The sequence below is a fragment of the Chitinophaga ginsengisegetis genome (assembly GCF_900168065.1).
Taxonomy (GTDB): Bacteria; Bacteroidota; Bacteroidia; order Chitinophagales; family Chitinophagaceae; genus Chitinophaga; species Chitinophaga ginsengisegetis.
In genome coordinates this window covers 1,991,197-2,011,486 of sequence record NZ_FUZZ01000001.1, presented here as the reverse complement: position 1 = coordinate 2,011,486, position 20,290 = coordinate 1,991,197, and the positions used below count along the sequence as shown (strand labels likewise).

Annotated in this window: 15 protein-coding genes and 1 riboswitch; of the genes, 4 read left to right on the top strand and 11 right to left on the bottom strand. The window is 47.8% G+C overall.

The window, feature by feature from the left end; all coding sequences use genetic code 11:
• Positions 1–124 precede the first annotated feature (124 nt).
• A riboswitch (cobalamin riboswitch) is annotated at positions 125–336 on the bottom strand.
• Positions 337–498: 162 nt separating this feature from the next.
• From B5Z18_RS07985 to eat, 5 genes are read right to left on the bottom strand one after another with little or no spacing between them, the layout of a single operon-like run.
• The gene (locus B5Z18_RS07985) at positions 499–1,863 is read right to left on the bottom strand and encodes an aldehyde dehydrogenase family protein (RefSeq protein ID WP_079468846.1); all 1,365 of its coding nucleotides are present in this window, start codon (positions 1,861–1,863) and stop codon (positions 499–501) included.
• Positions 1,860–2,576: a gamma-glutamyl-gamma-aminobutyrate hydrolase family protein gene (locus B5Z18_RS07980; protein WP_079468845.1), complete on the bottom strand. Its 717-nt coding sequence runs from the start codon at positions 2,574–2,576 to the stop codon at positions 1,860–1,862. The genes B5Z18_RS07985 and B5Z18_RS07980 overlap by 4 nt, the downstream gene beginning before the upstream one ends.
• Before the next feature lie 3 nt (positions 2,577–2,579).
• Entirely contained in the window at positions 2,580–3,716 is a 1,137-nt protein-coding gene (locus B5Z18_RS07975; protein ID WP_079468844.1) for an iron-containing alcohol dehydrogenase, read from the bottom strand.
• Between the two features lie 10 nt (positions 3,717–3,726).
• Positions 3,727–5,085: a glutamine synthetase family protein gene (locus B5Z18_RS07970; protein ID WP_079468843.1), complete on the bottom strand. Its 1,359-nt coding sequence runs from the start codon at positions 5,083–5,085 to the stop codon at positions 3,727–3,729.
• Positions 5,082–6,398 carry an ethanolamine permease gene (eat, locus tag B5Z18_RS07965; RefSeq protein ID WP_079468842.1) on the bottom strand — a complete coding sequence of 439 codons (1,317 nt, stop codon included), beginning with the start codon at positions 6,396–6,398 and terminating at the stop codon, positions 5,082–5,084. Before eat ends, B5Z18_RS07970 begins: the two co-directional genes overlap by 4 nt.
• Positions 6,399–6,503: 105 nt before the next feature.
• Between eat and B5Z18_RS07960 the strand changes: the two genes are divergently transcribed.
• Positions 6,504–6,845, top strand: coding sequence for a winged helix-turn-helix domain-containing protein (locus B5Z18_RS07960; protein WP_079468841.1), 342 nt, complete (start codon positions 6,504–6,506; stop codon positions 6,843–6,845).
• 5 nt (positions 6,846–6,850) lie between these two features.
• Here the strand turns inward: B5Z18_RS07960 and B5Z18_RS07955 are convergent, their stop codons facing one another.
• Genes B5Z18_RS07955 through B5Z18_RS07945 form a run of 3 tightly spaced genes read right to left on the bottom strand, consistent with a single transcriptional unit; the run spans position 6,851 to position 10,421 of the window.
• Positions 6,851–7,336: a molybdopterin-dependent oxidoreductase gene (locus tag B5Z18_RS07955; protein ID WP_143313524.1), complete on the bottom strand. Its 486-nt coding sequence runs from the start codon at positions 7,334–7,336 to the stop codon at positions 6,851–6,853.
• Positions 7,337–7,342: 6 nt separating this feature from the next.
• The gene (locus B5Z18_RS07950) at positions 7,343–8,416 is read right to left on the bottom strand and encodes a cytochrome-c peroxidase (protein ID WP_079468839.1); all 1,074 of its coding nucleotides are present in this window, start codon (positions 8,414–8,416) and stop codon (positions 7,343–7,345) included.
• A 4-nt stretch (positions 8,417–8,420) separates the two neighbouring features.
• On the bottom strand, positions 8,421–10,421 hold the full coding sequence (locus tag B5Z18_RS07945; RefSeq protein ID WP_159454232.1) for a TonB-dependent receptor plug domain-containing protein: 2,001 nt from the start codon (positions 10,419–10,421) through the stop codon (positions 8,421–8,423).
• Positions 10,422–10,771: 350 nt separating this feature from the next.
• Here B5Z18_RS07945 and B5Z18_RS07940 point away from each other — a divergent pair, with 350 nt between their 5' ends.
• The 3 genes from B5Z18_RS07940 (at position 10,772) to zwf (ending at position 13,933) form a co-directional block, all read left to right on the top strand.
• Positions 10,772–11,794, top strand: a complete 1,023-nt coding sequence (locus tag B5Z18_RS07940; protein WP_079468837.1) for a virulence RhuM family protein — start codon at positions 10,772–10,774, stop codon at positions 11,792–11,794.
• 198 nt (positions 11,795–11,992) lie between these two features.
• A complete protein-coding gene (locus B5Z18_RS07935; RefSeq protein ID WP_079468836.1) occupies positions 11,993–12,349 on the top strand; it encodes a hypothetical protein in 357 nt (118 codons plus the stop codon).
• 78 nt (positions 12,350–12,427) lie between these two features.
• The gene (gene zwf, locus B5Z18_RS07930) at positions 12,428–13,933 is read left to right on the top strand and encodes a glucose-6-phosphate dehydrogenase (protein ID WP_079468835.1); all 1,506 of its coding nucleotides are present in this window, start codon (positions 12,428–12,430) and stop codon (positions 13,931–13,933) included.
• 54 nt (positions 13,934–13,987) lie between these two features.
• Here zwf and B5Z18_RS07925 read toward each other — a convergent pair whose 3' ends face one another.
• The 3 genes from B5Z18_RS07925 to B5Z18_RS07915 form a co-directional block, all read right to left on the bottom strand.
• On the bottom strand, positions 13,988–14,941 hold the full coding sequence (locus B5Z18_RS07925; protein WP_200817212.1) for an endo-beta-N-acetylglucosaminidase H: 954 nt from the start codon (positions 14,939–14,941) through the stop codon (positions 13,988–13,990).
• A gap of 163 nt (positions 14,942–15,104) precedes the next feature.
• A complete protein-coding gene (locus B5Z18_RS07920) occupies positions 15,105–16,742 on the bottom strand; it encodes a RagB/SusD family nutrient uptake outer membrane protein (RefSeq protein WP_079468834.1) in 1,638 nt (545 codons plus the stop codon).
• Between the two features lie 24 nt (positions 16,743–16,766).
• Positions 16,767–20,054 (bottom strand): SusC/RagA family TonB-linked outer membrane protein, encoded by a 3,288-nt coding sequence (locus B5Z18_RS07915; RefSeq protein WP_079468833.1) that lies wholly within the window; start codon positions 20,052–20,054, stop codon positions 16,767–16,769.
• Positions 20,055–20,290 lie beyond the last annotated feature (236 nt).

The window sequence follows — 20,290 nt, the reverse complement described above, 5'->3', positions numbered from 1 at the left end:
CCTGGAAAAATGATCATAATGTCGGTTATCCTCCCGGCATTACGCCTAAGGCTAAACGAAAAAAAATAACAGCGCATAAATGGCTGGCAGGCCTACATTCATGGCATTTCACCCGAAAGCGTTGAATGATCAATTACAAAAGGCAGGTCTTCTGGCTTACCTGCTTTTCCGGGACCTTCCCATCTGCCGGGCAGGCAGACAGTGGTATGGAGTTCATCCGGAAAAACAATTTATCTGACGATAAATGCAGGATTACAGCTACGGGGATAGCTCCGGTTTTACACCGGATTCCCTTTTAATCCGCCGCGGGGCGGAACCAAATGCGGAGGCAAACCTACGGTAATTAGGTATAAATGCCAAAATGAAGTGGAGGAGGGTGTGGGCAATGGATGGATGGCTCCTTTGTGGCCCGTATGTTGGCCCCTTTATGGCCCCAATAAAAAGCGTGATACAATTCAACATTGCATCACGCTTTCGTAAAAAGCACGTATATAAAACTTATCCTTTCATCTGCCACGCCTTTGTTTTCGTAAACGCCCTCAATCCCTGGTGCGATAACGTAGCGCCAAAACCTGAATGTTTCCTGCCTGCCCACGGTAGTCCTGCTGTAACCCGGTCGCAGCAATTCCAGTAGCCGGTGCCTGCATTTACCTGTGAGAGGATTTCCTGCGCACGTTCCCCGTTGGAGGAGTATACCGAAGCAGTGAGCCCGTACTCCGTATCGTTCATCAGTTCGATGGCTTCTTTATCACTGGTTACTTTCATGATGCCTATCACCGGACCAAAGCTTTCTTCCTGCATAATTTTCATGTTGTGATCCACATCTGTGAGGATGGTGGGCTCAAAGAAGTTGCCTTCATGTACAATGATATGGCCGCCAAGTTTCAGGGTGGCGCCTTTTGCACGCGCTTCCAGCACCTGGTTTTCGAGTACTTTTAGTTGTTCTTTCCTGGTGATGGCGCCAAAGTACACGCCGTCATCTGTGGGCAATCCCAGTTTCCAGGATTTAACTGCCTTTACAAATTCCGCTACATATTCGTCGTATACTTTTTCATGTACGTAGATGCGTTCTACGGCGCAGCAGCTCTGGCCGTTGTTGTAAAAGGCGCCATCGGCGGTAGCTGCGGCTACTGCTGCAATATCTTCGATATCGTCTGTTACATAAAGCGGATCTTTTCCGCCAAGTTCAAGTTGACAGGGCAACATCCGGGACGCTACTTTTTCATAGATGTATTTACCGGTTTTATAGGAGCCGGTAAAGAAGTAACCATCCACGCGCAGGTCCATCAGGTTTTCGCCGGTGGCTTTTCCACCAATGGCTATTTTGAAAGCATTTTGTTCAAGGCCGGCGTAATAGAAAAGTTTCTCTATTTCCATACCCGTGAGGGTAGCGTATTCCGACGGTTTATACAATACGGTGTTACCGGCCAGCAGCGCAGGAATAAAAACGTTTACACCTACCAGGTAAGGGTAGTTCCAGGCAGAGATATTGCAGATAACCCCCAGTGGTTCGTAAGAGATTTTTTCTTTTAGTGTATCCGTATTGGTTACCCATTCGTCCGACAGGTACTTCTCTGCATTTTCCAGCATCCAGTTGATCCGGGCTACGGCGCCGTTGATTTCATTGCGCGATTGCTGCAATGGTTTTCCTGATTCGGAAGTAAGTATGCCCGCCAGTTTCTCTACTCTCTTTTCCAGCTGCTGGTTGAACCGGGCAATCACTTTGATACGCTCTGCCAGTGGTTTGGCCGACCAGTGGGCGAATGCCAGCCGGAGTAATGCGGTTTTCTCAACTACTCTTGCCAGTGAATCTTCTCTGAGAACGGCGAGGGTTTGTGCGGTGGCAGGATTAAAGATTCTCATTTCGTATGGTTTCTAACTGCTTGAAGAAATTGTGTTTTGATTTGTTGGGAGAGCGGGTTGCTTTCTTTCTCCGGCATTCTTTCCGGATGCCATTGCACGCAAAGCATAAATCCTTTACCGGTTTTATCTTTGAATTCAATACCCTCAATCATTTCATCGCTGGTATCGGAAGTGGCGCTCACCATAATATTCTTCCCCAGCTTAGCCGGATGGATGCCCTGGTGATGCGCACTGTTCACCTGCCCTTTTTCCTGGCCGGTAACGGCGTACAGCAATGAATCTTTCCGGATGTTTACTCCATGTATTTTATCGCTGGTATCTTTTTTATGAATTTTGTTGGCGGCTTCGCCGATGTCTTCATATACTTTTCCGCCTTCGAGAATATTGATGTATTGTAACCCGCGGCAGATGCCCAATACAGGCAGCTGTTGCTGTTGGGAATACTCATAGATGCGTTTTTCAAAGGCATCCCTTTCGGGCAAAAATTCATGCGGCTGATGCGGATAGTTTTCAGCGCCGCCATACAGCGAAGGAATTACATCCACGCCACCGGTAAGCACCAGGCCATCGCAGGTATAAATATCTTCCACGTTATTACGCAGAAAGGAAAGGATCACCACTTCGAGGTCATCACCGAGATCTTCGGGTGTAAACCAGTTTTCATAATTGATAAAGCTGGCTTCTGTGTAGCTGATCCCTATCTTTTTCTTCATGGTCTATAGCGCGTTTAGGTACAACTGTTTGAAATCTTCCCGGGTAACCGGTTTCGGGTTGTTGGGATGGGCAAAATCGGCAAGGGCCAGGTCTGCCAGTGTTTCCACGTGTGCATCCGTAACGCCGATATCGCGGAGATGATGCGGGATATTTATTTTTGAATTAAGATCAAAAAGATATTGTACCACTGCTTCGCCGGTTTCTTCTTTTAACTCCAGGGTTCTGGCGATGCGGCGGAACTTCTCTTCGAAGCCTGCAATATTGAATTGCATGCCATAAGGAATATTTACCGCATTGGCGAGGCCGTGATGCGTGTCCAGCAGGGAGGAGAGGGGATGCGCAAGGGAATGCACTACACCCAGTCCTTTCTGAAAAGCGATGGCGCCCATCATAGAAGCCATGAGCATATTGCTCCTGCTTTCAATGTCCGGTTTGTTGGTGGCTTTTTCCAGTGAGTTTTTAATGAGATAGATACCTTCCAGGGCAATGCCATCGCACAAGGGATGTGGATTCTTTGCCAGGAATGCTTCCATGTTGTGGGTCAAAGCGTCCATGCCGGTGGCGGCGGTGATAAACGGGGGCAGGTCCATTGTGAGGGCCGGGTCTGCAAATACAATCTTCGCCATCAGTTTGGGCGAGAACAGTATTTTTTTCTGATGGGTTTCATCGTCGGCAATAATGGCGCTTCTGCCTACTTCGCTGCCGGTGCCGGCAGTAGTAGGTACGGTAATAAAATGAGGCACATCATTGGTCACATAAATATCGCCGCCTATGAGGTCGTCGTATTTAAAAAGATCTTCGCGGTGATTCACCCGCAGTACAATGGCGCGTGCCACATCCAGTGCGGCGCCCCCGCCAATACCGATGATACTGTCGCGTTGCGTATGATCCCAGAGATCAGTGCCTTTATACACATCGCTCTTCACTGGGTTCTTGTGGATATCGCTGAATACTTCCACGGAAATATGATGCGCCTGCAGGTCATTCACGATCGATTTAAAAAATGATAATCCTGCTATCGTTGGATCGGTAACGATCATAGGCCGTGATAATCCGTTTTTCTGTAGATAGGCCGGCAGCTCGCTGATTACGCCTGCGCCAAAACGGATGGTGGTAGGAAAATTATACTGAAATGCCATATGCTGATGCTTAGATGATTTCAAAATATCTTTTAAGTTCCCAATCGGTCACTGCTTTGGCATATTGCCGCCACTCCCATTCCCTGGTTAACGTAAAGTGTTCCACAAAAGATTCGCCAAAGAGTTCTTTTGCGAGGGCCGATTCCTTCATTTGTTGGGTGGCTACATGAAGGTTCTGTGGTAATACACCATTCGAGGTGTCTTTGTACCCATTACCGGTGGTTAATTTTTTCTCCAGGACCATTTTATTTTTCACGCCGTACAACCCGGCAGCCAAACAGGCGGCCAGTGCGAGGTAGGGATTGGTATCCGAACCCACCACCCTTGTTTCCAGGCGGGTGGCTTTTTTATCGCCCGGTAAAGCCCGTAATGCCACCGTTCTGTTATCTATGCCCCAGGTGAGCGTGGTAGGGGCCCAGGCGCCTTCTACCAGCCGTTTATAGCTGTTGATAGTGGGCGCTATCATGGGTAATATAAAAGGTAAACAATGCAGCTGACCGGCAATGTAACTTTTCATGACGGCACTCATTTTATGTTCGTCGTGTTCGTCGTAAAATAAATTCTGTTTGCTGCCGGCATCCCAGAGGCTCTGGTGTACATGCCCGCTGCAGCCTGGCAAACTTTCATGGATCTTAGCCATGAAGGTGGCCATTACGCCATGTTTGTATGCAATCTCTTTTACCGCGGTTTTAAAGAGTATGGCCTGGTCGGCCGCCTGTAAAACCGTACCATACTTAATGGCTGCTTCATATACACCGGGACCGGTTTCCGTATGTAATCCTTCTACCGGTATATCAAATTTTACCAGTTGCTCAAACAGGCTGCTCATATACTCATTCTTTAACGCACTGCGCAGGATGGAATAGCCAAACATGCCGGGCGATAAGGGCGTAAGGTCGCGGAACTGCTTCTGGTGGACCGTATCGGGTGTTTCTGTGAAGTTAAACCATTCAAATTCCTGTGAGAAATACGGCAGGAAGCCACTGTTTTCCGCATCTGCGAGTACTTTCTTCAGGAGTTGCCGCGGACAGGTGTATACCGGTGCATTGTCTGCCTGTACAAAATCTCCCAGGAAAAAAGGCACGTCGTTTTCCCAGGGAATTTTGCGGAAGGTACCCAGGTCAATTTTTACCTGCGCATCAGGATAACCGGTATGCCAGCCGGTATATTTTACATTGTCGTACACAACATCGCTCATGTCCCAGCCAAAGGTAACATCGCAGAAGCCCAGCCTGCTTTCGGTTACAGACGCAAATTTTTCTGCTGCAATATATTTCCCTCTCAATACGCCGTCGATGTCCGCTACCGCTACTTTTACCTTACCCGACGGATGGTTTTTTACGTACGTTAATATTTCGGAAGTTGTCATGTGTGTGCAGGTTTGAAAATTTTGTACAACAAGAAAGAAACGGCCAGCAGGGAAAAATAGATCAGTCCCAGTACGAGGTTGAAGATAAGCATCGCAACAATGGATATGGTGGCAATCACCAGTGCAATCACCGGGAAGGCAGGGTAGAAGGCTACCCGGAAAGGCCGCGGCAGATCAGGCTCCTGTCTTCTCAAAATAATAATAGACACCATTGAAATGATATACAAAGTGAGCGCGCCGAAAACGGATACGATAATGATTTCGGAAGTTTTCCCCGAAAGCAGCGCCAGTATCCCGATCACCATGTTGCCAAGCAGTGCGTTGGCGGGCGTATGAAACCGGGGTGAAATTTTGCCGAGAGCAGCGGGGAGATTGTGCACCCTGCCCATCTCGTAGGTGGAGCGCCCGGCGGCGAGGATTAATCCGTGAAAGGAAGCCACCAGCCCGAACAATCCTACCGTAATGAGCAGGTGATACATCGGGTGATTGCTCCCGGTGATTTTCGCCAGCGCCAGCGGAAGAGGCGAATCGGAGGTTTCCCCGCTTATCCCGTTTTTATATACAATCGCTTCCCATCCGGCGATGCCGGTGGCGGAAATAAATATCAGGATACAGAGAATAGCCAGTGTAAGGATGGCCCATCCGAAACCTTTGCTGATATCGCGCTGGGGATTTTTGGTTTCTTCGGCTACGTTGGCAATGCCTTCAATACCCAGGAAAAACCAGATGGCAAAGGGGATCGCGGCAAAAGCGCCGCCCCACCCGTTGGGCAATGCGTTGTTGGTAAGATGAACCGCCTGGAATTTCGGAAACGACAAACCGGCGAAAAGCAATAATTCTCCCACGGCAAAAATGGTAACAATCACCTCGAAAGAAGCAGCCGCTTTTACACCATATACATTCAGCCCGGTAAAGACGAAATAAATGGCAATGGCGCTGGTAAGGATGGGTACCTGCGGGAAAAAAGCGTTGAAATAAGCGCCGATGGCGAATGCAATGGCAGGCGGCGCCAAAATAAATTCAATGACCTGGGCTATCCCGGCAATAAAGCCGACGTTCTTTCCCATTGCCCTGTTTGCATAGTCAAAAACTCCTCCTGCTTTGGGGATGGCGCAGGCCAGTTCAGCATAGCTGAAAGTAAACGTTACATACATCACCATGATCACAAGTGTGGCAATGGCCATACCTCCTGTACCGCCCTTTTCAAGGCCAAGATTCCAACCAAAATACATACCTGAAATAACGTACCCTACTCCAAGTCCCCACAACATAAAGGGAGTCAGTGTTTTCTTTAAGCCCTTGTTTTGTGTCATTTGAAAGATCTCTATTGCGTGTATGTGTAATATAATATAAATTAAAATATTATTTTACTACAAGCCCCACGTAAAAAATTAAAACGGGCCGGATATCTTTACCACATGAAACTGATGGCAAACGGACGTATATGGATTGAAACCGAGGAAGGCCCTTTTCTCGGTTACGGGAGAATTGAGCTGTTGCAGAAGATCAGTGAGCTTGGGTCTTTGAGAAAGGCGGCTACGGAAATGAAGATTTCCTACCGGCAGGCATGGGATTTTGTGGACCAGATGAATAAGCGGACCGGCAAGCCCCTGGTGATATTTGAAAGAGGCGGGAAAAATGGCGGTGGCGCCTTGCTTACACCGGAAGGAGAACAGGCCATAAAGTTATTTCATGAATTAAATACCGCCTTCCGGCAATTCCTCGCTACCAGAACTGCCGGTTTACAGAAGCGTAAATAAGATGTTTAGTCTTTGGCAAATCGTACGGTCATGGTCGTTACCTCCCAGATCCACCGTGCCGGTTTCTTTTCGCCCGGAACCACTATCCTGAAAGGTCCTTTGCCATCGGGCAGCGGCTGCCCGTCCACCTGGTCGGCCAGGATGATTACACGATCCGTAAAAGCGCTATCCAGCTCCGCGAGGGAAAACAACACCTCATATCCATCGCCCGATTTCACGAGCAGGTATTTCGACATATTTTCCCCCTTTAGTTGAGCGCCCAGCGTTACGCCTGCTTGTTGCAAAATAGTTGTTACCGGTACGCCGGAGTAACGATGCGGTTTCCCATCGCGGTCAGCCGCGGTGACTTCGGTTCTTTGCATTTTGCTGATATCGGCAGCACCCAGCTTTAACGGGTGGGTTACTTCACCTTCTACGGAAATAGTTTGCGCGAAGGCGGCAGTGGCAGCGAAAATGGTAATGAGTAAACAGGCCGTGAGTTTGTATAGCATGATCATTTAATTGAAAGGATTGGAGAATGCAGGATTGGTGATAAAGGAAGAATCGGTGAGCAGTTGTAAAAAGGCGATGATGTCTTTCTTTTCCTGTTTGCTGAGCCGCAGGGAAGCGCCGCCTGCTTCATTGGAAGTATTTCTTAATACAGGACTCAGCGATGCACTGTTGCGGATATGATCGCTGTAGTGATCCAGTACTTCTTCGAGGGTACGGAATCGTCCGTCGTGCATATAAGGCGCTGTGAGCGCAATATTGCGGAGAGTGGGAACCCGGAACCGGCCTTTGTCTGCCGCCACGCCGGTTTGTTTTTCGCGGCCCGCATCACGCGGAATGCTATCCAGCCCATTGTTGTGAAACACTTCTAAATAAAGTTTGGGTCCGCCGTGACAATGCCCGCAATTGGCGCCACGTACCTGCCGCTCCGGCGCAGGGGCGGTCATGAATAACTGCATGCCTCTGAGCGCGGCACTACCGGGTTGGTACTGCCCGTTGAGGTAACGGTCGTACGGTGAATTGGCGGAGATCAGCGTTCTTTCAAATTGCGCCAGCGCCTTTACAATTGCTTCCCCGCTGATAATCTGGGTGCCAAAGGCCGCGTGGAAAAGACCGGGATATACCTTCGACCGCTGTAACTTCTCCGCGCTGATTTCCGGTAACTGCCCCATTTCATGTGGTGCGGCGAGTGGTGTAAGGGCCTGCTGCTCCAGGCTGGACGCCCGTCCATCCCAGAAGAAATTTTTTACCCAGAGGAGGTTGGCGAGCGACATGGCATTGCGGTCGGTAGGCACGCCATCGATACCGGTGCTGAAAGCTTTACCATCGGTAAATGCCAGTTGCTGCATATGACAGGCGCCGCAGGAAATTTTATTGCCGGCCGACAACATCTTTTCGTAAAACAGCCGCCGCCCCAGGTAAACGCCTTCTTTTGTAAGCGGATTATCAGCCGGGATATTGGTTCTGTTACCAAAGCTGGCAGGGTATTCCAGCGGATACGGCTCCCCGGTAAACGGTATCCTGCCGTTTACGAAAGTAAGTGCCATCATTCCAAACAATATCATCCACCACCCTTTTTTCATCTTACTAAAAATAAGAATAATTGAATAACACTTTTACAAAGTAGTTCCTGCCCTGCTCAGGATAACCTTCTGTGAGCATATAGTTTTTATCAAAGATGTTATTCACACCTCCCTGCACTTTTAACCAGCTAACAACATTGATGACGGCACTGGCATTCAGCAGGAAAAACGACGGCGCCACCGTGCCATAGCTGGTGCTGTAGCGGTTTGTATTGTATTCCCCGTTCAACAGGAAGCCAACGCGTGAAATATTGTATTGCAGCCACGCGGCAGCTTTGTGTTCAGGCACATCGGTAAAATGCAGTTTGGGGTTATCCAGGTTTTTGCGTTTGATATAAGTGTAATTGGCGCCGGCGGTGAACGTGGTGGCGATATGCCAGGTAACAGCGGCTTCCGCCCCGTAATACGCTGCACGGCCTTTATTCTGCGATTGCGACAGCCATTGCTTCCTGGTGGTATCGTAACTTACGTTGTTAACATTCTGGATCACATCCCGGATACGGTTATAGAAAATACTTCCATCCAGGCTGATGTTCCGGAGCCGGGTATCGTTGTATTGCAACCCGAAATTGAGGGTGTTTTCCGGCTTCAGATCCGGGTTGGGAATAGCCGTTCCCAACCTGTAGGAGTAGCGGTCTTTGATAGTGGCAAAGCGCGTCATGCGGTCCACGGAAAAAGTGAGTGCACGGCCCGCAGCAAAAGCATACGCCAGTTTGGCCTGTGCATTCAGTGCATGGCTGTTGTTGGAGGGGAAATCTGTAATGGTTTTTGTTTGGCTGTTATAATTCTGTGCTTCCACGCTCTGGCGGTAGTTAAATGCGGCGCCGCCTTCCAATGCCCAATGCTCATCGAACGTGTGACGATCAGTAATACCGGCGGAGAAAGTATTATCGGCTACTTTTCTTTCCGGTTCGCCCTCGTTATGCTCGCGGTGTACATCCTGTTTAAAATGTACTGCGCTTCTTAAACTGTTGGCTGCCGATAACGTATAGCCATATTCCACATTCCCGCCGAAGGTGTAATCATTATAGTAGCTGGTGAAGGCGTAGGGCTTTTTCTGCGTGGTGTAGGTAGCGTCGTCAAAGCTTTTCAGCACGTTGATGAACCGGTCGAAGTACAAGCGTGTTTTCAGGTTACTTTTGGCGCCCAGGGCGCTGTTGGAAAGGAAATAGATACTTTCCTTGTTCCATTTGGGCCACTGCCAGAAGCGGGGGCTTTTATACAATGAATTCAGTGTATCCGTTCCCGTATATACCGGCGTTCCTTTGGTGCCTTCCTGGTGGGAGAACCCGATGGCCAGTTCATTTTTTTCATTAGGGGTAAAGCCCAGCTTCACGCCGTATCGCCAGTCGTTGTTATAGGAGTTGTTCCTTTTGCCACCATCTTCTGTTTTGGTAGCAGTAAAACCATCCGGGAGATTATAATAATCCCGCTGGTATCCCGACAGGTCCGCCTGCAGATAAAATTTCTTCATCCGGCTGCCGATGTTAACCGCTTCTTCGTGCCCGCCGGTAAGCCATCCGGCGGAGGCGTTGATGTCGAGGGCGTGTACCGGCCTGGAGGAGAGGAGGTTAATAACGCCCCCCATTGTGTTGGGGCCATATAATACCGAGGCACCTCCTTTTTCCACTATTATTTTAGAGAGATGGAAAGTAGTGAACCTGGCCAGATCTACGTACCCGTCGTAAGGCACGTATACGGGGATACCATCCATAAAAACGGGTGTTTGCCGCAGGTCGAAGCCCCTGAGGTAGATCATGGATTCATTCCGGGGGCCCATGTTCGACTGGCTGATGCCCGGCAGGAGATGGAGGGCTGCGGATACATTGAGCCGGTGAAATTGCCGGATCTGTTCCATGGAAATGGTGCTGGCAGAATCTTCCTGGTGGGCATATGCCACCACTTCCCCGAGGGTAAATACTTTACTGCTGTCTGTTTTTATTTGTGCAGCGAGTGGTGTGGTAATACCCATCAGCAGGGCGGCGGCGAGTAACTTTTTTTGCATAGACAATTCGTTGTTCATTTTTTTGAATAACGGTGATAAATGCTTACCCGGATGCTGCAAAAGGCGATGACACGGAGCCGGAAAGGAAAGCGGAAAATAATGTGGTTGTTTGGGTGTATGGTTGAATCGGGTACAATATTAATATTTTAATTTCATTGTTGCCCGGGTAAAAATATTATTTTACTAAGGGGCGGAGCCCTTTCCGGGGCTTCAATAATATCGATTTACGGATAAAAAACGCAATATCATTTGACACAAATAATATCTAAATTTGAAATGTTCTACAAGAACAAATAATTTCTTTGTTCTCAGTTCCGGGCTAAGGACCTGCTATTCCAAAATAAGTTATCATGGAAACATTTGAAATATTGTTATACACCACTCCGGAAGGGAGTGGCACTATTGAGGTATTCTTTGAACACGAGACGTTTTGGCTTTCACAGAAAAAAATGGGAGAACTCTTTGGGGTAGATGTTCGTACTGTTAATGAGCATCTTAAAAATATATACGATAGTAACGAACTGGTGAGGGAGGCAACTATCCGGAAATTCCGGATAGTTCAAAAGGAAGGCTCACGTGATGTTTCAAGGGAAATTGACTTTTTTAATCTTGATGTCATTATAGCCGTTGGTTACCGGGTAAATAGTATTGAAGCTACCCGTTTCCGTATCTGGTCCACTAAAACTTTACGTGAATATATCATTAAGGGATTTGTGCTGGATGATAATCGTATGAAGCAGGGGAAGCAGTTTGGGAAAGATTATTTTGATGAACTGTTGGAGCGCATCCGGGAGATCCGGGCCAGTGAGCGCAGGTTTTATCAGAAAATAACTGATATCTATGCACAATGCAGCATCGACTATGATCCCCAGGCAGACACGACTCTGAAATTCTATAAGGTTGTTCAGAATAAGCTGCACTGGGCTATCACAGGAAAAACTGCTGCGGAGATTGTCCGGCAACGGGTTGATTCAGCTAAACCCAATATGGGGCTCACTAACTGGAAAAATGCACCGGACGGAAAGATTCTAAAATCAGATGTATGTATAGCAAAAAACTACCTGAGCGCTGAAGAAATTGACGAGCTTAATCGTATCGTGGTCATGTACCTGGATTACGCAGAAAACCAGGCCAAACGTCAGATAGTTATGAGCATGAACGACTGGGTGATTAAGCTGGATGGTTTTCTGCAGTTTAACGAGTATAATATTCTTAAAGATGCAGGAAGTGTAAGTCATGAGATCGCGAAACACCTGGCCGAGCAAGAGTTTGAAAAATTCCGGGTGATGCAGGACAGACAGTTTGAGAGTGATTTTGATAAGCTGACTAAAAGGATAGCTTCTACCAAAACTAAAAACAAAGAAGATAAGTAATGTAGCGTCCCCTATGCCTGGTTGTTAAACCAACATTTTCAGCTGGTGTCTAATAACATGTATTATTAGCTTAATGTTTAATTGGGCCAGGTGTCGTGGTTAAATTCTTTCCCACCCATTTAGCGCTGCTATTATTACCTTTAACTCCAAGTTAATCGCTTTATGAGTATCCGTATGCCAAAAATAGCGGGGATAAGTATGATCACTATTTTCTCCCTCCTGATCCTTTTTCACCTGCTGATCATTGCAAAAGTTCTACCTTATTCCATTGTATGGGGGGGCCGGTTGAAATCGCCCATGGAAATGTACCGGTTAGAAGCCATCTCGGTACTGGTGAATGTATTTTTCCTGCTGGTGGTGCTGGGGAAAAGGAAGATCTTGAAGCTACCGGCTAATAGCAAGGTGTTGAGCCTGGCGCTGTGGCTGATGTGTCTTTTATTTTTTGTAAACACCCTCGGCAATCTCATCTCCACCAATAAATGGGAGCAGCTGATCTTTACGCCGATGACGTGTATCCTGGCTGTTTGCTCCGCCATACTGGCCCGCACGCGATAGTATCCATGTGGATACAAAAATGGATGAGAAGATTACAGGAATGATGCTTAAATTACAGGCGAATAAACCGATGCTTAGATGAAAACTGGAAAAACACTCCCCGCCGCCATCACCATCTTCGGCGCCAAAGGGGATCTGACTAAAAGAAAACTGATTCCTGCGCTTTATAATCTGTACACCGATAAACATCTTCCGCCCGTATTCGTCATCTACTGCGTGGATTTCCTGCCGGAAGACGAAACTGCCTTTAAACTCGACCTGCTGGCAGGGATTAATGAGTTTAGCCGCAACGGGAAAGCAAATGAAAAAGAATGGGAAGGATTTGCTAAGAATATCTTCTATCTCCAGGGCGATTTCCTGAAAACGGAAACCTATACCGGCCTGAAAGGGAAACTGGATGCATTCGGCAAAAAACAGAAACAGAACGGCTCCCGCATCTTTTACTTTGCAGTAGCGCCGCGCTTTATTGAAATCATTGCCGAAGGCTTATACAAACACACCATTTGCAACCGCGATGGCCTGGACCGCATCGTTGTGGAAAAGCCTTTCGGCACCGACCTCGATACCGCCAAAAAACTCAACAGGTTCCTCACAAAACGCTTCGCGGAAAAACAGATCTACCGTATCGATCACTACCTGGGTAAGGAAGCGGTGCAAAACATCATGGCCTTCCGCTTTGCCAACTATGTGTTTGAACCACTGTGGAATAAAAAATATATCGATCACGTTCAGATCAGCGTGGCGGAAGAAGTAGGCGTAGGAAAACGTGGCGGCTACTATGAAGGCAGCGGCGCCCTGCGCGATATGGTGCAGAATCACCTGCTGCAGCTGTTGTGTATTGTTGCGATGGATTCACCGGAGTTTTACCAATCGGAACTGATCCGCGATGCAAAAGTAAAAGTACTGAAAGACATCCGGCCATATACACCGGCGCAGGTGCTGAAAAACGTGATCCGTGGCCAGTATACAGCCGGCAATGTACACGGCGTGCCACGTTTGCCTTATCGTAAGGAAGAACATGTGCTGTCTGCCTCCAATACAGAAACCTTTGTAGCCGCCAGGTTGTTTATTGACAACGACCGGTGGAAAGGCGTGCCTTTCTTTTTACGCACAGGCAAATCGATGCCGGTACAATCGTCTGTAATTGTGGTGCAGTTTAAAGATTCTCCCCATAAAATTTTTAAAGATGATATCACGCCAAACAGGCTGATCATCAGTATTCAGCCAGAGCTGGAAATAAGTTTATTGTTTGAAAGTAAAGTGCCTGGTTTGAAAATGAAACTGAAACCGGTGGAAATGGATTTCACTTACCAGGAATCTTATACAGAAACAATTCCGGAAGCATACGAAGCTTTGTTGCTGGATGTGCTGGATGGTAACCCTACCTTGTTCATGCGTGCGGACCAGGTGGAAGCTGCCTGGAAAGTAGTGATGCCCATCCTGGATACCTGGAAAAAATATCCGGCAAAAGAACTGCATTTGTATAAGGCCGGCACCTGGGGGCCTACAGCGGCTACCGCCCTGTTAAAGCCTTACGCGAAGGATTGGTTCCGTTTATCAGCAAGGGAAGACAGTATAAAATAAATAGTATTGCATAAAAAGAAGGGAGCGGGTTTTTAAACCCGCTCCCTTCTTTTATTAAGGTGTGTAAGTAACATTACTGCCGTAAAGAATACTGGATACACCGGAGAAGTACACATGTTTATCGGTGCTGGTGAGGTTATACCAGAGATAAATACCATAACCATTGTTCTTCGTTTGGGTGGCCAGCGAATTGGCGGTGCTCTGGCTGGTACTCTGGATATCTACCGCCGCCGGGCCTAACTGGGCCTTTGTAAGGCCGGCCACATTGGGTACGGAGTACGAGCCATAAATAGCATTCCAGCTGTAGTTAACAAAGTCGCCCACTTTTTTTCCACCCCACGATAACCTGGAAGCTGCCGGGCCATAGTAGTAGAATGAAATAATTTTTGTGGGCATCAGCTTGCGCAATTCGTCTACCAGCATTACAAAGGAGCTGTCGTTTGGCTGCGTGGTGCCGTTGTTGCCGTAGTCGGCATACTCATCATCAAAATCAATTCCATCCAGACCGTAGTAAGCAACGGTATCGCTGAGCTGCTGTGCAAAGGCTTTTGCAGCGGTTCTGCTGGTGAAGTTACAGAAGCCTGCTCCCTGGTGATTACCGAGAATAGACAGCAATACTTTCATCCCTTTATTTTGCAGGGGGACAATTTGCGTGGCCTTGTTGGTCAACACGGCGGATACGTTGGGATTGTTGTACAGCACGGCTTTCTGGGTGGTAGTGTTGTAATTGATATTGGCTGCGAAAATGATGGCAATATCAAACAGCTGTTGCCCGCCGGTGGTTAAAGTGTATTTGCCGGTATTCAGTAAACTGTTGCTGTTTACTTCCACATAGCAAACGGACATCCCTCCGGCTTTGGTAACGGTTTCTACATGTGCGCCAGTGGCGCTTTTACCGGTGTCTTGTGAAATACTGCCGGTGTTTTCTTTTTTACAGGCGGTGAAAAAGAGGGCGGCGCACGCCATTCCTACGGCCAATAGCCGTAAAGGGTGGAATTGTTTTTTCATACTGGAATGAATGTTTAAATGATCAGGAAATCTGGGTTCAAATTTTGGTTACGGGTTTTCCGGTCTGGTGGCTCTTATAACAAACTATGCTCAGGTTAACTTTAAATATTGATAGAAGAGATGACCGGCCATTCACCGGCCATCTCTTTAAGTGTTTTTTACTTTATTTATCCCACCAGAGACGGGTGCCCCCGTTATCTGCCGGTGTGCTCAGCAGCTGCACGGCAGCCGCCACTGCAGCGGGATTGGTATTATATTCATTTTGCGGGAATGGTAGTCTGCGGATCTGTACATCTGTTGAGATAGTATTACCGCTGTTGTTGTTCACTACCGGAAACAATTTAGGATAGCCGGTGCGGCGGAATTCCGTCCATGCTTCCTGTCCTTCGGGGAACATGGCGAGCCATTTCTGGGTCATGATGCGTTCCATTTTCTTAGCTTCAACATCGCCTTCATTCCATTTAATAGTAATAGTAGACGGGCTGTTTATATTATTAACCGGATTTTTTGGATCTGTGTAAGCATCGGCATGGCTTGAATCATTTGCCAGGTAACCGGGAGCGCTTACCTGCCACTGCGCCATAGATGTAGTAACGCCTTGCTCATACAGTTGTTGCGCACTGCCACCTGTATTGCTCCAGCCTCTTATAGTTGCTTCTGCGCGGAGGAAATACACTTCTGCGGCGGTCATTACCTGCATCGGTGTTTTCAGGGTGAAAGCAGGGGAGGCGCCGTCTTCTGTATTCAGGGAAGAGTAGGTCTGGTACTTCGGTTTATCTACGAGGCTGCCGATGCGGATGCCTTTGTATACGCCTTTAAGCCCGGTGGCGGGATCGGTGGCTTTGTCCATATACCTTGAAACCCGAGGGTCTTTATAACCGGTGAGGTAGCACTGCAAAGAAGCGCCGATGCGGATGTCTGCCCAGTTTTTCGCAATGAAAACAAGCGGGTTGGTAAAGTCGCCGGTTACTTTTACGGTCATGTTATCGGCGTTATCTGTAATTACGCCGCCATTAGCCGGGTTCAGCGCTTTCTCTGCTTCCAGTTTTGCGGTGGCAGGATCAGCTTTTACGATATGCATGGCCAGGCGTAACCGCAGGGAGTTAGCAAAGCGCAGCCACTGTGGGAAATTGCCGTTGTAAACAACATCGAAATTGGAAAAATTAAACGGCAGTTGAGTACCGCTGCTAATCTGGGCGCGCAGGCTTCCTGTTGCGGTGTCCAGCTGTGCGAAAAATCGTTTGTATACATCCTGCTGGCTGTCGTAGGGAACAGACGACAAGCCCTCACCTACACGGCTATACGGAATGGGGCCGTAAATATCCGTTACACGGCTCATGGCAGTAACCTGTATTATCTGCGCCACCGCCCATACGGCAGGAAAGTTTTTATCTATGCCACTTTCCCTTAGTTTCAATACCGGCGACATTACATTGAGATAACCCACTTTATAAGCTTCCCCATTCCAGCCCGGCACCAGGCCATAATTGGTATTATTGGAGCTGCTGAAGGGGTTGGGTGTCATGAAGTAACCGGAGAAACAGTCCGCGTTGAGGTTCTGTTGCACCTGGTAAGAGTTGGGATCTCCACCGCCGGAAAAGTTAAGGATAGACATCTGTGCGGATTTCAGATACAGTCCCAGTGAATTAAAATCAGGTCCCAGCTGACCATCTGTTACGCCGGTATTATCAGTATTATAACGTTCAAAATTTTTGGTACATGCACTCATCCCGGTTACCAGGGCTGCAGTAGCCACCAGTAAGCCAGATCTGTAACGCTTCATTTTATTATACAGTTTCATCGTTTTCAGTTTTGCGGTAAATGATTAGAAAGTGGCATTTACAGTAACGCCATAGCTGCGGGAAGCAGGTAACATAAATACATCCACGCCACTCAGTCCGTTGGAGGTAGACATGGTTTGCTCAGGATCAAACGGAGCTTTCTTGGAGAAGTAGAACAGGTTACGGCCGTTGGCAGATACCTTCAGCGCCTTCACTGCGTTGCTTTTCAACGGAATGGTGTAGCCCAGCGATGCTTCTCTTAATCTTACGGTAGTAGCGCTGTACATATATTCCCCGGAAGCACCGGTTCTGCCGCCTACTACATTATACCAGGTTTGTGCATCCACGGAAGTAACCGGGTTGCCATTCTGATCTACCCCGTTTACTTTTACGCCGCCGGCATCCCTTGCCTGGCCGGAAGTTGCTGAAACGCCGTAGCCGTCCATCATGGCCTGGGTTACAGACATTACCTGTCCGCCGAATTTACCATCTATGAGGAACGATAAGGTGAAGTTGTTGTATGCAAAACTATTGTTCCAGCCCATCTGCCACTTGGTGTTGGCGTTACCGAGGTATTGCATCTGGCCGCCAGCGAGGGAAGGAGCGCCATTGGTAATAATCACACGTCCTTGTGCATCGCGGTTTAATACAGTGCCATAAATGTCGCCAAACGAACCGCCTACTTTAAATTGTGAAGCGTAGTTGGCGCCGGTACCGTCGCCGGTCAGGCTGAAACGGTCCACAAACGGCGACAGGGAAACGATCCTGTTGTCGTTTACTGCATAGTTTAAAGCGGTATTCCACTTCAGTTTAGTGTCGCGCAATACATCGTACCGTATCATCGCTTCTACACCCTGGTTCTGGATATCGCCTGCATTAATGAAGTAGGTGTTATACAATGTTGCATTAGGTGCGGCAATTTCCATCGTCTGGTTAGTAGTATTGGTTTTATAGTAGGTAACATCCACACTCAAACGGCTGTCGAAAAAGCGCCATTCTGTACCTAATTCAAGCGATTTTGTTTTTTCCGGTTTCAGGTCCCTGAATGGAGCAGTGGTGTTCACCTTTACAGTACCACCTGTATTGATCAGGTTATCAGGTGTATTACTCTGGTATGCCAACGGAGAATTACCTACAATAGCATAGGAACCACGGATCTTACCATAGGTGATCGCAGTTGGCATTTTCAGCAGCTGTGTCAGGATTACATTCAATCCCACTGATGGGTAGAAATAGGACAACTGGTTGGTAAATGCCAGGTTGGAGGCCCAGTCATTTCTTGCTGTCAGATCCATGTATGCCCAGTCTTTGTAGGAAATATTCACACTACCAAAAACAGATTGCCACTGGCTGTGTTTCTCCTGTGTACTACCGGAGTTTGCAGCGTTGATCGTTTTCATATTCTGGATGGTGAATATATTCGGGAGATATAAACCTTCCTGTCCTGCAGCGAAGTAGATACCGTTTGTTTTTACATCACGGATACTACCACCAACAAGACCCGTAAAATGAAAGTCATTTGCAGGGATATTAAAGTTAGCGATCAGGTCTCCGTATTGTTGGGTGGTGGTATTGTTGGTGTAGTTATAGCCACCGTTTTTAGATGCCAGCGTGGTTTGGGTACCGGCGTATATCTTTTGCTCATACACATCATTCATACGGTCAATACTTCCCCTTCCCTGTACATTCAACCAGGAGTTAATGTCATATTTCAGGCTGGCGTTGGCGAGTATCCTGTTGCGTGAAAGTGAATTGGTATTGCGGTTGAGGATCCACCACGGGTTCTGTTGTACATCTTCTGAAAAAGGCCAGTTCTGCACCATGAGATTATTCCGGGAAGGATCAGGTATTTCGTAATGGTCCCTGTAAGGGCTGATATCTACTCCGCGGGGGAAGAGATATAAACCGGTGAGCGGGTTGAAATAAAAGCCGGATAAAGGCGTGTTGTCAATTTTCTGGGTCATGTAATTCACGTCTGCAGAGGCAGTGAGCTTATCGTTCAGAAAGTGACCGGTTTCTTTAAAGCTCAGGTTATGACGTCCGAGTTTATTGCCTTCCTCTAAACCTCTTGCGGAGGTGTTGGCATAAGAGAAATAAGTTTGTGCCTTTTCAGAACCACCGGCCAGGCTGATAGCATTTGTGAAGTTTTGCCCGGTTTGAAGAAAGTCGGATACGTTGTCGGTTGCCCCGCTGATCTTGCTGCCCCAGCTTTTGGTAGTAGGGTCGGTAGACTGGCCATAATTATTCTGGAACTTAGGCTTGTAGGCAGCCTGGCTGATATTGAATCCGGATGAGATGTTAATAACAGCGCGACCAACCTTGCCACTTTTTGTAGTAACGATGATCACACCATTGGCGCCCTGGCTACCATAAAGCGCTGCGGCTGATGCCCCTTTCAATACGGAGATACTTTCAATGTCTTCCGGGTTGAGGTTGGAGATCGGGTCGCCGCCATCATAAGAGGAGCTGCCACCATAGATACTACCTGGTTGGTTGGTGATGGTATTGTTCATGGGCACCCCGTCAATTACGTACAATGCCTGGTTGCTGCCTAATCCTGATTTACTACCGCGCAGGATTACTTTGGCGGAACCGCCTACGCCGGAAGCGCTGGAGGAAATAGTTAAACCTGCTACTTTACCGTTCAGGGTATTTACGAGGTTCGCATCTTTTGCTTTGGTAAGTTCCAGTCCATCCAGTTGCTGCGCAGAATAGGTAATGGATTTCTCTGATCTTTTGATACCGAGAGCCGTTACTACTACGGCGCCTAACTGGCTGTCCTGTACGGCCAGGGTTACCTGGATGTTGGGATCATTGCCCACGGTTACCTGTTTGCTTTCATATCCTATGATGCTGATGATCAGTACATCCCCGGGGTTGGCCGCTAAGGTAAAGCCACCCTGGGCGTTGGTTACGGTGCCTTTGGTGGTGCCTTTTATCTGGATAGATGCGCCTACGAGCGGCAGCCCTTTGGTATCGGTCACTTTACCCTGTATGTCAATCGCAGCTATGGCAGCGGCGGCAGGCGCCATTGCTTTGGCTTTCGGGCTGATCACAATTGTTTTATCTACGATGTTGTAGTTAAACAGTTTGTTATTCAAACAGGCATTCAGTACTTCGGTGAGAGATGCCTGGTTCATATTGAGATTTACCGGAGGCGCCTTCTCCAGTAGCTTCTCATCATAAATAAATTCATAACCTGTCTGGCGGCTGATGCTGTTGAAAACATCATAGAGGGGAAGACGTTTCCCTTTGATGGTAACAGACTGAGAGAATGTTTTGGCGCTCAGATTAAGGGTGAATACCAGTGTCAGTATTGCAGTTAATCGCATAATCAACAGTAATTTTCTTTGCATACGTCCTCCTTTCCCGGGGACTTTGCAGGTACCAAGTAGTTCCATACTTTTGTGTTGTTGGCTTAATAATTCAATTTTCTAAATGATTCAGGGAGTTGGGTTGCCTTCTATAGCCGGGAGCATTGCAGTGCTTCCGGTTTTTTTACAACCGGCAGTGGAATTATTTACGTCTTCATAACCTAAATAAGTTTAAAAATGATCAATTCATAAGT

Coding starts and splice junctions, on each gene's coding strand:
- B5Z18_RS07985 (WP_079468846.1), bottom strand. CDS start 1,863: ATGAGAATCTTTAATCCTGCCACCGCACAAACCCTCGCCGTTCTCAGA.
- B5Z18_RS07980 (WP_079468845.1), bottom strand. CDS start 2,576: ATGAAGAAAAAGATAGGGATCAGCTACACAGAAGCCAGCTTTATCAAT.
- B5Z18_RS07975 (WP_079468844.1), bottom strand. CDS start 3,716: ATGGCATTTCAGTATAATTTTCCTACCACCATCCGTTTTGGCGCAGGC.
- B5Z18_RS07970 (WP_079468843.1), bottom strand. CDS start 5,085: ATGACAACTTCCGAAATATTAACGTACGTAAAAAACCATCCGTCGGGT.
- eat (WP_079468842.1), bottom strand. CDS start 6,398: ATGACACAAAACAAGGGCTTAAAGAAAACACTGACTCCCTTTATGTTG.
- B5Z18_RS07960 (WP_079468841.1), top strand. CDS start 6,504: ATGAAACTGATGGCAAACGGACGTATATGGATTGAAACCGAGGAAGGC.
- B5Z18_RS07955 (WP_143313524.1), bottom strand. CDS start 7,336: ATGCTATACAAACTCACGGCCTGTTTACTCATTACCATTTTCGCTGCC.
- B5Z18_RS07950 (WP_079468839.1), bottom strand. CDS start 8,416: ATGAAAAAAGGGTGGTGGATGATATTGTTTGGAATGATGGCACTTACT.
- B5Z18_RS07945 (WP_159454232.1), bottom strand. CDS start 10,421: ATGCAAAAAAAGTTACTCGCCGCCGCCCTGCTGATGGGTATTACCACA.
- B5Z18_RS07940 (WP_079468837.1), top strand. CDS start 10,772: ATGGAAACATTTGAAATATTGTTATACACCACTCCGGAAGGGAGTGGC.
- B5Z18_RS07935 (WP_079468836.1), top strand. CDS start 11,993: ATGATCACTATTTTCTCCCTCCTGATCCTTTTTCACCTGCTGATCATT.
- zwf (WP_079468835.1), top strand. CDS start 12,428: ATGAAAACTGGAAAAACACTCCCCGCCGCCATCACCATCTTCGGCGCC.
- B5Z18_RS07925 (WP_200817212.1), bottom strand. CDS start 14,941: ATGAAAAAACAATTCCACCCTTTACGGCTATTGGCCGTAGGAATGGCG.
- B5Z18_RS07920 (WP_079468834.1), bottom strand. CDS start 16,742: ATGAAACTGTATAATAAAATGAAGCGTTACAGATCTGGCTTACTGGTG.
- B5Z18_RS07915 (WP_079468833.1), bottom strand. CDS start 20,054: ATGCGATTAACTGCAATACTGACACTGGTATTCACCCTTAATCTGAGC.